Below are 14,475 nucleotides of genomic sequence, written 5' to 3'. Positions count from 1 at the left end.
AAACGCCCGGTTACATTCCGAACCCGGAAGCTAAGCCTTACAGCGCCGATGGTACTGCAGGGGGGACCCTGTGGGAGAGTAGGACGCCGCCGAACTCCTTTTAGAGCTCCGGCTCTTGGGCATACAGCCCAAGAGCCGGAGCTTTTTTGCGTTGAGGTAAGGTCAGGGGGCATCGTTGGCTCGTTTTCTACTGGAGGCCCCCGGGTGGAGGTCCAAGAGACCCGTGTGCAGACCGACCGGGTCCTCACCATCCCCAACATCCTCAGCATGGCGCGTCTCCTCGGCGTACCCCTGTTCCTGTGGCTGATTCTCAGACCTGAGTTCGGGGGCCCGCAGAGTGACGGCTGGGCTCTCCTCGTGCTGGCCCTCAGCGGGATCAGCGACTATCTGGACGGCAAGCTCGCCCGGCGCTGGAACCAGATCAGCAGCCTCGGCCGGCTCCTCGACCCGGCCGCGGACCGGCTCTACATTCTCTCGACTCTGGTAGGCCTCACCTGGCGGGAGATTCTCCCCCTCTGGTTGACCGGTCTACTGCTTGCACGAGAACTGGTTCTGCTGGTGATGGTGGGCATCCTCAGGAGGCACGGCTATCCGCCGCCCCAGGTGAACTTCCTCGGGAAGGCGGCCACCTTCAACCTGATGTACGCGTTTCCGCTGCTGCTGCTCAGTGACGGAAGTGGATGGCTCGCGTCACTCGCTGCTATTTTCGGATGGGCGTTCGCAGGATGGGGTACAACGCTCTACTGGTGGGCAGGAGTCCTCTACGTGGTCCAAGTCCGCCGCCTTGTCCGTGCGGACGCCATGGCCGACTGATCTCGCCGAGCTATTGGCAGTCAGCAGTGGCTCGATGGCCCGCTACGGAAAAGTGCGGGACAATCTTGACGGGTGAAGTCGGCTAGACCGTCGTCTCTTCAAGGAGGACGCTTCCGACATGAAGGCCGTCGTGATGGCCGGAGGCGAAGGCACACGCCTTCGTCCCATGACCTCAAGCATGCCCAAGCCGCTCCTGCCGGTCGCCAACCGACCGATCATGGAGCACGTCCTGAGGCTGCTCAAAAGGCATGGGCTCAATGAGACCGTCGTCACCGTCCAGTTCCTGGCCTCGCTGGTCAAGAACTACTTCGGTGACGGCGAGGAGCTCGGTATGGAGCTCAGCTATGCCAACGAGGAGAAGCCACTCGGTACCGCGGGAAGCGTCAAGAACGCAGAGGAAGCGCTGAAGGACGACGCCTTCCTCGTCATTTCCGGCGACGCGCTCACCGACTTCGACCTCACCGAGCTGATCCGCTTCCACAAGGAAAAGGGTGCACTGGTCACCGTCTGTCTGACACGGGTGCCCAATCCTCTGGAATTCGGCATCACGATCGTCGACGAGGAGGGCAAGGTCGAGCGCTTCCTCGAGAAGCCGACCTGGGGCCAGGTCTTCTCGGACACCGTGAACACCGGTATCTACGTCATGGAGCCCGAGGTCTTCGACTACGTCGAGGCCGACGTGCCCGTCGACTGGTCCGGTGACGTCTTCCCACAGCTGATGAAGGAAGGCAAGCCCATCTACGGCTATATCGCCGAGGGCTACTGGGAGGACGTCGGCACTCACGAGAGCTATGTGAAGGCCCAGGCCGACGTGCTCGAAGGAAAGGTCGACGTCGAACTCGACGGCTTCGAGATCTCGCCCGGCGTGTGGGTGGCCGAAGGCGCCGAGGTGCATCCGGACGCCGTACTGCGCGGCCCCCTCTACATCGGGGACTACGCCAAGGTGGAGGCGGGCGCCGAAATCCGGGAGCACAGCGTCATCGGGTCCAACGTCGTCGTCAAGAGCGGGGCCTTCCTGCACAAGGCCGTCGTCCACGACAACGTGTACGTCGGACAGCACAGCAATCTGCGCGGCTGTGTCGTCGGAAAGAACACCGACATCATGCGAGCCGCCCGGATCGAGGACGGCGCCGTCATCGGTGACGAATGCCTGATCGGTGAAGAATCGATCGTTCAGGGCAATGTGCGGGTCTACCCGTTCAAGACCATCGAGGCCGGTGCGTTCGTCAACACCTCGGTGATCTGGGAGTCGCGGGGCCAGGCGAACCTCTTCGGCGCGCGAGGCGTCTCGGGCATCCTGAACGTCGAGATCACACCGGAGCTGGCCGTGCGCCTCGCCGGGGCCTACGCGACCACGCTCAAGAAGGGCTCCACCGTCACCACGGCCCGCGACCACTCGCGTGGTGCCCGTGCCCTGAAGCGGGCGGTGATCTCCGCGCTCCAGGCCAGCGCCATCGACGTACGGGATCTGGAGAATGTGCCGTTGCCGGTGGCGCGGCAGCAGACCGCGCGGGGGAGTGCCGGCGGGATCATGATCCGGACTTCGCCCGGGGTGCCGGACTCCGTGGACATCATGTTCTTCGACGGGCAGGGTGCCGACCTGTCGCAGGGCAGTCAGCGCAAGCTGGACCGGGTGTTCGCACGGCAGGAGTACCGGCGGGCGTTCCCCGGAGAGATCGGGGACCTGCATTTCCCGGCCAGTGTCTTCGACTCGTACACCGGGTCGCTGCTGCGGAATGTGGACACGACCGGGATCGCCGAGTCCGGGCTGAAGGTCGTGGTCGACGCCTCGAACGGCAGTGCTGGTCTTGTCCTGCCCAGTCTGCTGGGGAAGCTCGGGGTCGACTCCCTGACCGTCAATCCCGGCCTGAACGAGGCCCGGCCGACCGAGACCGGTGACCAGAGGCGTTCCGGGCTCGTGCGGCTCGGGGAGATCGTGGCCTCGTCGAGGGCGGCGTTCGGTGTGCGGTTCGACCCGGTGGGCGAACGGCTCTCTCTCGTCGACGAGAAGGGCCGGATCATCGAGGACGACCGGGCGCTGCTGGTGCTGCTCGACCTGGTGGCCGCCGAGCGGCGCAGCGGGCGGGTGGCCCTGCCGGTGACGACGACGCGGATCGCCGAGCAGGTGGCGGCCTACCACGGCACGCAGGTGGAGTGGACGACGACCTCTCCCGACGACCTGACCCGGGTCGGTCGGGACGAGTCGACCATCTTCGGCGGGGACGGCAAGGGCGGCTTCATCGTCCCCGAGTTCAGCAGTGTCTTCGACGGTACGGCGGCCTTCGTGCGGTTGATCGGGCTCGTGGCCCGGACGCAGCTCACGCTGAGCCAGATCGACGCCCGGATTCCTCGGGCGCACGTCCTGAAGCGGGATCTGGCCACGCCGTGGGCCGTCAAGGGCCTGGTGATGCGGCGGGTCGTCGAGGCGGCCGGCGACCGCTTCGTGGACACCACGGACGGCGTCCGGGTGGTGGAGACGGACGGACGCTGGGTGATGGTGCTGCCGGACCCGGCCGAGGCGGTCACTCACCTGTGGGCGGAGGGCCCCGACGACGCCTCCGCGCAGGCCCTGCTGGACGAGTGGGCGGCGGTCGTGGACAGCGCCGGGCGCTGAAACACCTACCACACGCGCGTGCCGGACAAGTGTCCCCAAGGGGGCCTGTCCGGCACGTCGGTGGGGCCATTCGGAGGTAGCGGGCGCGACGTGCGACGATGTGCGGCATGCCGCAGCAGCCCCCCGTTCGGAGCACACCCGCGCGCGCGTCGCGCCCGGACGCGTCCATGTCGCTGCTCACCAATGTCATGGACCACAGCCTCGACGACGGTTACGCCGAGGCCGCCGCCCGGAAGCAGGCCGAGGGCGTCGGCGGACTGCCCAGGACGCTCCGGTCGAAGCTGGGGCTGGCCGCGGGCCTGGTGCTCGCGGCGCTCGTGGTGACCGTGGGAGCGGCCGAGGCGCGGATCGCCGCGCCAGTGGTGGCCAAGGAGCGCGAGGAGCTGATCGACCGCATCGACAGCGAGACCGAGGCGGCGGACAAGCTCGAGGACACCGTCGACAAGCTGCGCGACGATGTGAGCGCGCGGCAGCGGGAGGCGCTCCGGGAGAGCGGCGGCGGTGACAAGGCAGAGCTGGTGGGGATGCTCGCGGGTGCCGTCGAGGTGCACGGACCCGGAGTGAAGCTGGTCGTGGACGACGCCGAGGAGGCCTCCACGGGCGGCGACGGTGATCCGCGCGAGACGTCCGGCTTCTCCGACACCGGACGGGTCCGTGACCGGGACATGCAGCGCGTGGTCAACGGGCTGTGGGCATCGGGTGCCGAGGCCGTCTCCGTCAACGGGCAGCGGCTGACGGCGCTGTCGGCGATCAGGGCCGCGGGCGACGCGATACTGGTCGACAACAAGCCGCTGGTCCCGCCGTACACGGTGCTCGCGGTGGGGGACGGGAAGAAGCTGAGCACCCGGTTCCAGGACAGCGCCGACGGGCTGTACCTGCATGCTCTCCAGGAGAACTTCGGCATCCGGACCGCCATCTCGGTGGAGAAGGACGTCCGGCTGCCCGCAGCACCGAGTGTGATCGTACGTACAGCACAGCCGAGAACTGAGAAGGGCACATCGTGATCGCCGTACTGGGCCTCGTCGTGGGAGTGGTGGCCGGCCTCTTGGTCCGGCCCGAGGTTCCGGCCGTCGTCGAGCCTTATCTGCCGATCGCCGTCGTGGCGGCGCTGGACGCCGTGTTCGGAGGGCTGCGGGCCATGCTCGACGGCATTTTCGACGACAAGGTCTTCGTCGTGTCGTTCCTGTCCAACGTGGTCGTGGCCGCGCTGATCGTGTTCCTGGGCGACAAGTTGGGCGTCGGTGCCCAGCTGTCCACGGGTGTGGTGGTCGTGCTCGGCATCCGGATCTTCTCCAATGCCGCGGCGATCCGCCGGCACGTCTTCCGGGCGTGAGGCGATGAGCGACCAGGACGCGACCCGCCCGGACGAGACTCCGCGGGACGAGACGCCCACGACCAGGCTGCGCAAGGAACTGCCCCAGGAGGTTCCCGCGGCCGCCTCGCGCGCGGAGCGGGGTGAGGAGAGCGGCGAGCCCGCGCTGACCGGCCGGCGGCGGCTGGTGCAGGGGCTGTGGCCGCCGCGGGTGAGCCGGGCCCAACTCATCGTCGCCCTGCTGCTGTTCGGCCTCGGCTTCGGCCTTGCGGTGCAGGTCGCGTCCAACAGCGACAGCGGCAATGCCCTGCGTGGAGCGCGCCAGGAGGATCTTGTGCGCATCCTCGATGAACTGGATGACCGCAGTCAGCGTCTTGAGGACGAGAAGCAGGGTCTCGAGAAGCAGCGGCAGGAGCTGGAGAACAGTTCCGACCAGGCCGAGGAGGCCCGTAAGCAGACGGTCGAGAAGGAGAAGCAACTCGGCATCCTGGCGGGCACGGTGGCCGCTCAGGGGCCCGGCATCACCATGACGATCGAGGACACGAAGGGGACGGTCGAGGCGGACATGCTGCTCGACGCGATCCAGGAGCTGCGCGCGGCGGGTGCGGAGGCGATCCAGGTGAACGGCGTCCGGGTCGTCGCCGGCACCTATCTGACGGAATCCGGCAAGAGTGTGAGTGTCGACGGGAACAAGATCAACGCGCCCTATCGTTTCAAGGTCATCGGCAAGCCGCAGGACCTCGAACCGGCGCTCAACATCCCTGGAGGCGTGGTGCAGACTCTTGAGAAGGAGCAGGCCACCGTGTCCGTGGAGCGGTCGACCAAGATCGTCGTGGACGCCTTGCGAGCAGCGGAGCAGCCTGACTACGCTCGGTCGTCCTCGCAGTGAACCGGGGGTGCATGGGGGCCGTCCGGCAGGGGCATGAGGTTGCGGGGGGTCGGCGCACCGATCGGGTGGTGCGTGGTGGAAACTGTCTGGTGGATACGGACGTTGTGAAGATGTCCGGGTCGGCCGGTCTAATCAGTCAGGGTTCGTCCTGCCCCACGGGCGGGTCTGTTTCGGTCAAGGGGAATCGCCCGTGAAGTTGTTTGCGAAGTTGTTCGGCAAGAGCGCGCGAGAGGGCAGCGGTGACAACGCGACCGCCCGCCACCGCGCACAGCCCGACGCGGAGGGCCAGCGGCCGCTGTTCCGGGACCAGGTGGCTGGTCCGGGCGGTGACATTTCCGGAGGCCAGGGCGGGGCGTCGGTTGACCCTGCACAGTCCGGCGGCATAGGTTTCGGACAACCGTCAACCTCAAGTACGGGTGGAGGGTTTTCCCCTATGTCGGCCCTGGTGTGTACGAGGTGCGGTAACCGCAACGCGGAGAACAGCCGTTTCTGCTCCAACTGCGGCGCGCCGCTGAGGCCGGGTCTGACGCCCGAGCGCGCGTCGGAGACGACCTCCACCATCTCCATCTCCGGTCTCGAGGCCTACGACTCCGAGGCCACCGGACAGACGCAGTTGCCCGCGCTCTCGCCCGAGGCCCAGGCCGCGGTCGACGCGCTGCCGCTGGGCTCGGCCCTGCTGGTCGTGCGGCGTGGCCCCAACTCGGGCAGCCGCTTCCTGCTGGACGGCGACCTGACGACGGCCGGGCGGCACCCGCAGAGCGACATCTTCCTGGACGACGTGACGGTCTCGCGCCGCCATGTGGAGTTCCGGCGTCGCCAGGACGGTTCGTTCACGGTGGCCGACGTCGGCAGCCTGAACGGCACCTACGTCAACCGTGAGCGGATCGACGAGGTTCCACTGTCGAACGGCGACGAGGTGCAGATCGGCAAGTACCGGCTGGTCTTCTACGCGAGCCAGCGAGGCTACTGACCCGCCCCCGGACCCCGTCCGGGGGAACCCCCAGGGAAGGCCCATGCTGCGAACACCGAGGGGCGGTACCGGACCCGGCGCCGCCGCAGTGGACGGTGGTGCGATGAGCATCGGTACGGTGCTGAACGTGCTGCGCGACGAGTTCCCCGAAGTCACCATCTCCAAGATCCGCTTCCTGGAGTCGGAGGGGCTCGTCGAGCCGCAGCGGACCCCCTCGGGATATCGCAAGTTCACCATCGAGGACGTCGAGCGCCTCGGTCATGTGCTGAGGATGCAGCGGGACCACTACCTGCCGCTCAAGGTGATCCGGGAGCATCTGGACGCCATGGAGCGCGGTGAGGCGGCGGCGCTGCCGACGGTGGGCCGGCAGCGGGACGGACAGGCGGTACGGGAGTCGTCCGATGCGCCCACCGCCGCCCGGATCGGGCGTTCCGAGCTGCTGGCGGCCGCGGGGATCGACGATCGGGAACTCCAGGAGTGGGAGTCGTACGGACTCGTCGTGCCGCTGGAGGACGGGGTCTATGACGCCGAGGTGGTCACGGTGGCCGCGCTCGTCTCCGAGCTGGGACGGTTCGGGATCGAGCCCCGGCATCTGCGGCTGATGAAGGCCGCGGCCGACCGTGAGGCGGGGCTCGTGGACCAGGTGGTCGCACCGCTCAGGCGGCATCGCAATCCGCAGACGAGGGCGCATGCGGAGGCCCGGACGAAGGAGCTGGCGGGGCTCACGGTCAGGTTGCACGCGGCGCTGGTGCAGACCGCGCTCGGAGTGCGCCTGCCCTGAGGTGAGGGGTTCCGGTCGGCCGGATCGGTCACCCGTTCCCGGCCCGACTACCCAAACGTCCCGAGCACGGCCTAGGGTTGCTGTGTGAACGAGCTCGATGTCGTAGGTGTCCGGGTCGAGATGCCCTCCAACCAACCGATCGTGCTGCTGCGTGAAGTGGGAGGCGACCGTTACCTCCCCATCTGGATCGGGCCGGGGGAGGCGACGGCGATCGCCTTCGCCCAGCAGGGCATGGCTCCGGCGCGGCCGCTGACCCACGACCTGTTCAAGGACGTGCTGGAAGCCGTCGGCCAGGAGCTCAGCGAAGTGCGCATCACCGACCTGCGTGAGGGTGTCTTCTACGCCGAGTTGGTCTTCGCCAGCGGGGTCGAGGTGAGCGCGCGGCCGTCCGACGCCATAGCGCTGGCCCTGCGCACGGGGACGCCCATCTACGGCAGTGACACGGTGCTCGACGATGCGGGCATCGCGATCCCGGACGAGCAGGAGGACGAGGTGGAGAAGTTCCGCGAGTTCCTCGACCAGATCTCGCCCGAGGACTTCGGCAGCAGCAACCAGTAGCCGTCGGGAGGCGGGGTCGGTTCGGCGGGCTCACCGGCTCCGGTCGCGGCAATTGCCAGCGGCGCGTGAGAGCGTCCTGCGGCTTCCGCTCAGCGCATTCGGCTAGCCTTTCCCCGCGGTGGAGCGCGGGAAACCACTCCTAGGGTGATTATCACTCGGCGTGCCGAGTGTGGCGATCGTTGACGCACCCCTGGTGACTGCCTACCGTCGAGAAGGCAGGTCAAGGACGGAGGTCGGCGTGAGAAGCAGCGGCGACGGTACGGTTGGGGGTGCCCCCGGACTCGGTGTCGGGGGGAGCGGTCCGTACCCTCCCCCGAGCTCTCGGCTCCGCGCGAGCGGGGGGTACCCCCATCACGGAGGCGCGGCCGATCACGCTCCGCAGCGGTCGGCGGCCGTGCCGAGCAGCGGAGGGGCGACGTCCATGGCGTCCGAGGAGATCGGCTACCGGGGGCCGACGGCCTGTGCGGCCGCCGGCATCACCTATCGGCAACTGGACTACTGGGCGCGCACGGGGCTGGTCGAGCCGAGTGTGCGGCCCGCCCACGGGTCCGGGACGCAGCGCCTGTACAGCTTCCGGGACGTGGTGGTCCTGAAGATCGTCAAGCGGTTCCTCGACACCGGGGTCTCGTTGCAGAACATCCGCACCGCGGTCCAGCACCTGCGTGAGCGCGGCTTCAGCGACCTCGAGCGGATGACGCTGATGAGCGACGGCGCCACGGTCTACGAGTGCAGCTCGCCGGACGAGGTCCACGCGCTGCTCCAGGGTGGTCAGGGCGTCTTCGGGATCGCCGTCGGCGTGGTGTGGCGGGATGTCGAGAGCGCGCTGTCGCAGCTGCACGGGGAGCGCGTCGACACCGGGGAGACGCTCGTCGGGCCGAACCCGGCCGACGAGCTGGCCCGTAGGCGCAACCGGGCGGTCTGACGCCCTCACCGGGGGCCTCGCGGGCGGGCTGCACGACGTCATTGTCAGTGGCGTGGTGCAGCATCGGAGATGTGAGAAACGCGCCCACCATCCTGCATCTCGACATGGATGCCTTCTTCGCCCAGGCGGAGCAGGCGTCCAAGCCGAGTCTGCGCGGGAAGGCGGTGGTCGTGGGTGGCCTCGGGCCGCGCGGGGTGGTGGCGACCGCCTCGTACGAGGCACGGGTCTTCGGGGTGCACTCGGCGATGCCGATGGCCCAGGCGCGCCGGCTCGCTCCGAACGCCGCCTACCTGTTCCCGCGGGGCGCGTTCTACCGCCAGATCAGCGACCAGGTCATGGCGCTCCTGCGGGCCCTGTCGCCGCTGGTGGAGCCGCTCAGCCTGGACGAGGCCTTCGTGGACCTGGAGGCCGGGGAGGCGGCCTGGGACAGCGAGTCGGCGCGGCTGGCCGGGGTGCGGCTGCGCGCGGACATACGGGCGGTCACCGGGCTCACCGGGTCGGTCGGGCTGGCCGCCTCGAAGATGCTCGCCAAGATCGCTTCCGAGCAGGCCAAGCCGGACGGCCTGGTGCTGATCGAGCCGGGCACCGAACGGGCCCTGCTCGCGCCGATGTCCGTACGGACGCTGCCGGGGGTCGGGCCGGCGACCGGCGACCATCTGCGGCGGGCCGGGATCACCACGGTCGAGGAGATGGCCGAGGCCGGGGAGGACGAGCTGGTGCGGCTGCTGGGCAAGGCGCACGGGCACGCGCTGTACGCCATGGCGCTGGCCCGTGACGACCGGCCCGTGGTGGCCGAGCGGGAGACGAAGTCCGTGTCGGTGGAGGACACCTACGACGTGGACATCCACGACCGCCTGCGGGTGGAGCTGGAGGTGCAGCGGCTGGCCGACCGGTGTGTGCGGCGGCTGCGGGGGGCGGGTCTGTCGGGCCGGACCATCGTGCTGAAGGTGCGGCGGTACGACTTCTCCACGCTCACCCGGTCCGAGACCCTGCGGGGGCCGACGGACGATCCGGGGGTGGTGCGGGAGGCGGCGGCCCGGCTGCTGGACTCCGTGGACACGACGGGCGGGGTGCGGCTGCTGGGGGTCGGGGTCAGCGGGCTGGCCGACTTCACGCAGGAGGACCTGTTCGCGCAGGCGGCGGAGGAGCGGGCGGACGGGCCCGAGGACGAGGTGGCGGAGGAGCCCGTCGTGGCGGAGGTGGCGCCCGCGGAGCACCGGTGGCGGCCGGGGCTCGACGTCCGGCACGCCGAGCTGGGACACGGGTGGGTGCAGGGCAGCGGGCTGGGGCGGGTCACCGTGCGGTTCGAGACACCCGAGTCGGAGGTGGGCCGGGTGCGGACGTTCCGGATCGACGACCCCGCTCTGGAGCCGGCGGATCCGCTGCCGCTGGTCCGGCGAAGACCGGACGAGCCCTCGGCCGAGGACGGGGCCGGCGACGTGCCCGTGGCGCGGCCGGGGAACAGCCGGTGACGGGATCGGGCGAGGTGGTGTGCGGTGGCTGAGGAGGAGGCTCGGGTGGGCCCGGCCGGGCTCTCGGTGGAGCGGCGTGACGAGGTGCGGGCGGTGATCGAGCGGGTCACCGGATGGGCCGCCGGGCGCGCGGACGTCGGCGGGGTGCTGCTCGTCGGGTCCTGGGCGCGGGGTGCCGCGCGGGCGGACTCGGATGTCGACCTCATCGTGCTGACGACCGAGCCGGGCCGGTACGCCGACGACGAGGCCTGGGTGCGCGAACTCGCCCTGGGTGAGGTGATCCGCAACCGGGTCTGGGGGCCCGTCACCGAGTGGCGGCACATCACCGCCTCCGGTCTGGAGGTCGAGGTCGGCATCGGCCCCCTCGACTGGGCGCGCACCGATCCCGTCGACGGCGGCACCCGACGCGTCGTCACCGACGGGGCCCTGTCCCTCCACGACCCCCGGGGACTCCTCGGGGCGCTGACAGCGGCGTGCGGCCGGTCCGCTCAGGTCTCCTCCGTGCCCGCCAGCCTGCCGAAGTCACGGTCCGGGAGCGGGGGAGGGGCGGCCACATCGAGGCCGTAGTGGTGGTAGAGCTGGAGTTCCTGATCGGGGGAGAGGTGACGGCCCACGCCGAAGTCGGGGGCGTCCTTGATCAGAGCGCGGTCGAAGGGGACATGGAGGGTGCCCTCGACCAGTTCGCTGGGCTCCAGGGGGACGAAGGCGTCCCTGCTGAAGAGGCCGGTGCGTATGGCCGCCCACTCGGGCACGCCGGTCGCGTCGTCGAGGTAGACCTCGTCGATGGTGCCGATCTTGGTGCCGTTGCGGTCGAACGCCTTGCGGCCGATCAGGTTGCGCGGATCGATGTCGGTCTGCACGGGACCCCTCCACTTGGTCGCAAACTCATCCGTAAGCACTACAAAAGAGCACAACGGGGGCGGCGGCCACTCGAAAGGAGGCCTCGTTGACCTCGCTGGTAGTCTGGCAACGGCTGCTGACCCCGTGCGGGAGAGTCCTCCGGAGATCCCCGGAGGCGCCGAAGGAGCAAATCCTCCCCGGAATCTCTCAGGCTCACGTACCGCACGGACGAGGTCACTCTGGAAAGCAGGGCGGGTGCCGACGGCGTCGACGGCTTCCGCTCTCACCGACGGTGAAAGCCGGTTGCCCTCGGGCGGCCGGTGAAGCTCTCAGGTTGAGATGACAGAGGGGGAGGCCGTCCGGGTACCCGCCAGTGGTGCCCCTCGAAGGTCGTGTCTGACCAGGAGGCCTCCGCAATGACCGCCCATCGCATTCCGCTCTCCGACCTCGAACAGGGAATCCCCTTCGAGCAGCGCCACATCGGGCCCGACCAGGAGGCGCGGGCCAAGATGCTCGCACAGGTCGGCTACGGCTCCCTGGACGAGCTGACCGCGGCCGCGGTCCCCGATGTGATCAAGAACGCCGACACGCTGGACCTGCCGGGTGCGCGGACCGAGGCCGAGGTGCTCGCCGAACTGCGGTCGCTGGCCGACCGCAACCAGGTCCTGGACCCGATGATCGGGCTCGGCTACTACGGCACCTTCACCCCGCCCGTCATCCTGCGCAACGTCATGGAGAACCCCGCCTGGTACACGGCCTACACGCCGTACCAGCCGGAGATCTCGCAGGGCCGGCTCGAGGCGCTGCTGAACTTCCAGACCATGGTCGCCGACCTGACCGGGCTGCCGACCTCCGGTGCCTCGCTGCTCGACGAGGGCACGGCGGCGGCCGAGGCGATGGCCCTGTCCCGACGCATGGGGAAGAACAAGAAGGGCCTCTTCCTGATCGACGCGGACGCGCTGCCGCAGACCATCGCCGTGATCGAGACCCGTGCCGAGCCGACCGGAGTCGAGGTCGTCGTCGCCGACCTCAGCGACGGCATCCCGGCCGACATCGCCGCGCGGGAGATCAACGGCGTGCTGATCCAGTACCCGGGCGCCTCCGGGGCCGTACGCGATCTCAAGCCGGTCATCGAGCAGGCGCACGAGCTGGGGGCGCTCGTCACCGTCGCCGCCGATCTGCTGGCGCTGACGCTGCTGACCTCGCCCGGTGAGCTGGGCGCGGACATCGCGGTCGGGACGACGCAGCGGTTCGGGGTGCCCATGGGCTTCGGTGGGCCGCACGCCGGTTACATGGCCGTCCACGAGAAGTTCGCGCGCAGCCTGCCCGGACGGCTCGTCGGCGTGTCCGTCGACGTGGACGGCAACAGGGCCTACCGGCTGGCGTTGCAGACGCGTGAGCAGCACATCCGCCGGGAGAAGGCGACCAGCAACATTTGTACGGCGCAGGTGCTGCTCGCCGTCATGGCCGGCATGTACGCCGTCTACCACGGGCCCGAGGGGCTTCGGGCGATCGCGCGGCGCACCCACCGCTACGCCTCGGTCCTGGCCGCCGGGCTCACCGCCGGTGGTGTCGAGGTCGTACACGGCTCCTACTTCGACACGCTGACCGTGCGGGTGCCGGCGAGGGCCTCCGAGGTCGTCGCCGCCGCCCGGGGCAACGGCGTCAACCTGCACCTCGTCGACGCCGACCATGTGTCGATCGCCTGCGACGAGACCACCGGGCGGGCCCAGATCACCGCTGTCTGGCAGGCCTTCGGCGTGGAGGGCGACATCGAGGCCCTCGACGCGGTCACGGAGGACACCCTGCCCGCAGGGCTGCTCCGCGGCGACGAGATCCTCACCCACCCCGTCTTCCACCAGCACCGCTCCGAGACCGCCATGCTGCGCTACCTGCGCAGGCTGGCCGACCGGGACTACGCGCTCGACCGGGGCATGATCCCGCTGGGCTCCTGCACGATGAAGCTCAACGCGACCACCGAGATGGAGCCGGTCACCTGGCCCGAGTTCGGGCAGCTGCACCCCTTCGCGCCCGCCGGGCAGGCGCAGGGTTATCTCACGCTCATCCATGAGCTGGAGGAGCGGCTCGCCGAGGTCACCGGGTACGACAAGGTGTCCCTCCAGCCGAACGCCGGGTCGCAGGGCGAGTTCGCCGGGCTGCTCGCCGTACGCGGGTACCACCGGGCCAACGGGGACGAGCAGCGGACCGTGTGTCTGATCCCGTCGTCCGCGCACGGCACCAACGCCGCGAGCGCCGTGATGGCCGGAATGAAGGTCGTCGTCGTGAAGACCGCCGACGACGGCGAGATCGACGTCGAGGACCTGCGGGCGAAGATCGAGAAGCACCGGGACGAGCTCGCGGTGCTGATGATCACCTACCCGTCGACGCACGGGGTGTTCGAGGAGCATGTCGCCGACATCTGCGCGCAGGTGCACGAGGCCGGCGGTCAGGTGTACGTCGACGGCGCCAACCTCAACGCACTCGTCGGGCTCGCCAAGCCCGGACACTTCGGCGGCGACGTCTCGCACCTGAACCTGCACAAGACGTTCTGCATCCCGCACGGCGGCGGCGGTCCGGGCGTCGGCCCGGTGGCCGTACGGTCGCACCTGGCGCCGTATCTGCCGAACCACCCGCTCCAGCCGGAGGCCGGGCCCGCGACGGGCGTGGGACCGATCTCGGCCGCGCCGTGGGGCTCCGCGGGGATCCTGCCGATCTCGTGGGCCTACGTGCGGCTCATGGGCGGGGAGGGGCTGAAGCGGGCCACGCAGGTGGCCGTGCTGTCCGCCAACTACGTCGCCAAGCGGCTCGAACCGCACTACCCGGTGCTCTACACCGGCCCCGGCGGGCTGGTCGCGCACGAGTGCATCATCGACCTGCGTCCGCTGACGAAGACGACCGGTGTCAGCGTGGACGACGTGGCCAAGCGGCTCATCGACTACGGCTTCCACGCGCCGACGATGTCGTTCCCGGTGGCCGGGACGCTGATGATCGAGCCGACCGAGTCGGAGGACCTGGCCGAGCTGGACCGGTTCTGCGAGGCGATGATCGCGATCCGTGGGGAGATCGAGAAGGTCGGGGCCGGTGAGTGGCCCGCCGAGGACAACCCGTTGCGGGGCGCTCCGCACACCGCGGCCGCGCTGGGCGGGGAGTGGGACCACGCGTACACGCGCGAGGAGGCCGTCTTCCCGGCCGGGGTGTCCGCCGCCGACAAGTACTGGCCGCCGGTGCGCCGGATCGACCAGGCCTACGGCGACCGGAACCTGGTCTGCTCCTGCCCGCCGCTGGACGCGTACGAGGACTGAGC

13 protein-coding genes, 1 rRNA gene and 1 riboswitch are annotated in these 14,475 nt (G+C 69.6%); of the genes, 13 read left to right on the top strand and 1 reads right to left on the bottom strand.

Annotated elements, in window-relative coordinates:
* The 12 genes from rrf to ACFWJX_RS36015 all read left to right on the top strand — a co-directional run.
* Positions 1-95 (top strand): 5S ribosomal RNA (rrf, locus tag ACFWJX_RS36070); the annotation flags it as partial.
* A gap of 109 nt (positions 96-204) precedes the next feature.
* On the top strand, positions 205-813 hold the full coding sequence (locus ACFWJX_RS36065; protein WP_086773052.1) for a CDP-alcohol phosphatidyltransferase family protein: 609 nt from the start codon (positions 205-207) through the stop codon (positions 811-813).
* Between the two features lie 118 nt (positions 814-931).
* Positions 932-3,427, top strand: coding sequence for a sugar phosphate nucleotidyltransferase (locus tag ACFWJX_RS36060; protein WP_383250608.1), 2,496 nt, complete (start codon positions 932-934; stop codon positions 3,425-3,427).
* Between the two features lie 98 nt (positions 3,428-3,525).
* Positions 3,526-4,431: a DUF881 domain-containing protein gene (locus ACFWJX_RS36055; RefSeq protein ID WP_383250606.1), complete on the top strand. Its 906-nt coding sequence runs from the start codon at positions 3,526-3,528 to the stop codon at positions 4,429-4,431.
* Positions 4,428-4,760 carry a small basic family protein gene (locus tag ACFWJX_RS36050; RefSeq protein ID WP_003988855.1) on the top strand — a complete coding sequence of 111 codons (333 nt, stop codon included), beginning with the start codon at positions 4,428-4,430 and terminating at the stop codon, positions 4,758-4,760. Before ACFWJX_RS36055 ends, ACFWJX_RS36050 begins: the two co-directional genes overlap by 4 nt.
* Positions 4,761-4,764: 4 nt before the next feature.
* Positions 4,765-5,628: a DUF881 domain-containing protein gene (locus ACFWJX_RS36045; protein WP_383250604.1), complete on the top strand. Its 864-nt coding sequence runs from the start codon at positions 4,765-4,767 to the stop codon at positions 5,626-5,628.
* An 82-nt stretch (positions 5,629-5,710) separates the two neighbouring features.
* Positions 5,711-6,598 (top strand): FHA domain-containing protein, encoded by an 888-nt coding sequence (locus ACFWJX_RS36040; protein ID WP_383250620.1) that lies wholly within the window; start codon positions 5,711-5,713, stop codon positions 6,596-6,598.
* Positions 6,599-6,641: 43 nt separating this feature from the next.
* Entirely contained in the window at positions 6,642-7,379 is a 738-nt protein-coding gene (locus ACFWJX_RS36035; RefSeq protein WP_383250602.1) for a MerR family transcriptional regulator, read from the top strand.
* 84 nt (positions 7,380-7,463) lie between these two features.
* Complete coding sequence (locus ACFWJX_RS36030) at positions 7,464-7,937, top strand: bifunctional nuclease family protein (RefSeq protein WP_073494403.1); 474 nt, start codon at positions 7,464-7,466, stop codon at positions 7,935-7,937.
* 238 nt (positions 7,938-8,175) lie between these two features.
* Complete coding sequence (locus ACFWJX_RS36025) at positions 8,176-8,859, top strand: MerR family transcriptional regulator (protein ID WP_383250599.1); 684 nt, start codon at positions 8,176-8,178, stop codon at positions 8,857-8,859.
* A gap of 71 nt (positions 8,860-8,930) precedes the next feature.
* Positions 8,931-10,331 (top strand): DNA polymerase IV, encoded by a 1,401-nt coding sequence (locus ACFWJX_RS36020; protein WP_383250598.1) that lies wholly within the window; start codon positions 8,931-8,933, stop codon positions 10,329-10,331.
* A gap of 24 nt (positions 10,332-10,355) precedes the next feature.
* Entirely contained in the window at positions 10,356-10,898 is a 543-nt protein-coding gene (locus ACFWJX_RS36015; RefSeq protein ID WP_383250596.1) for a nucleotidyltransferase domain-containing protein, read from the top strand.
* Here ACFWJX_RS36015 and ACFWJX_RS36010 read toward each other — a convergent pair.
* Positions 10,820-11,191 carry a PRC-barrel domain-containing protein gene (locus ACFWJX_RS36010; RefSeq protein WP_383250594.1) on the bottom strand — a complete coding sequence of 124 codons (372 nt, stop codon included), beginning with the start codon at positions 11,189-11,191 and terminating at the stop codon, positions 10,820-10,822. The genes ACFWJX_RS36015 and ACFWJX_RS36010 overlap by 79 nt on opposite strands.
* Before the next feature lie 117 nt (positions 11,192-11,308).
* A riboswitch (glycine riboswitch) is annotated at positions 11,309-11,404 on the top strand.
* A 183-nt stretch (positions 11,405-11,587) separates the two neighbouring features.
* Here ACFWJX_RS36010 and gcvP point away from each other — a divergent pair.
* Positions 11,588-14,473 carry an aminomethyl-transferring glycine dehydrogenase gene (gcvP, locus tag ACFWJX_RS36005; protein WP_383250593.1) on the top strand — a complete coding sequence of 962 codons (2,886 nt, stop codon included), beginning with the start codon at positions 11,588-11,590 and terminating at the stop codon, positions 14,471-14,473.
* The last annotated feature ends 2 nt before the right edge of the window (positions 14,474-14,475 follow it).

It is taken from the genome of Streptomyces sp. NPDC058335 (genome assembly GCF_042723915.1).
Taxonomy (GTDB): Bacteria; Actinomycetota; Actinomycetes; order Streptomycetales; family Streptomycetaceae; genus Streptomyces.
This window is presented reverse-complemented; position numbering and strand designations above follow the sequence as displayed.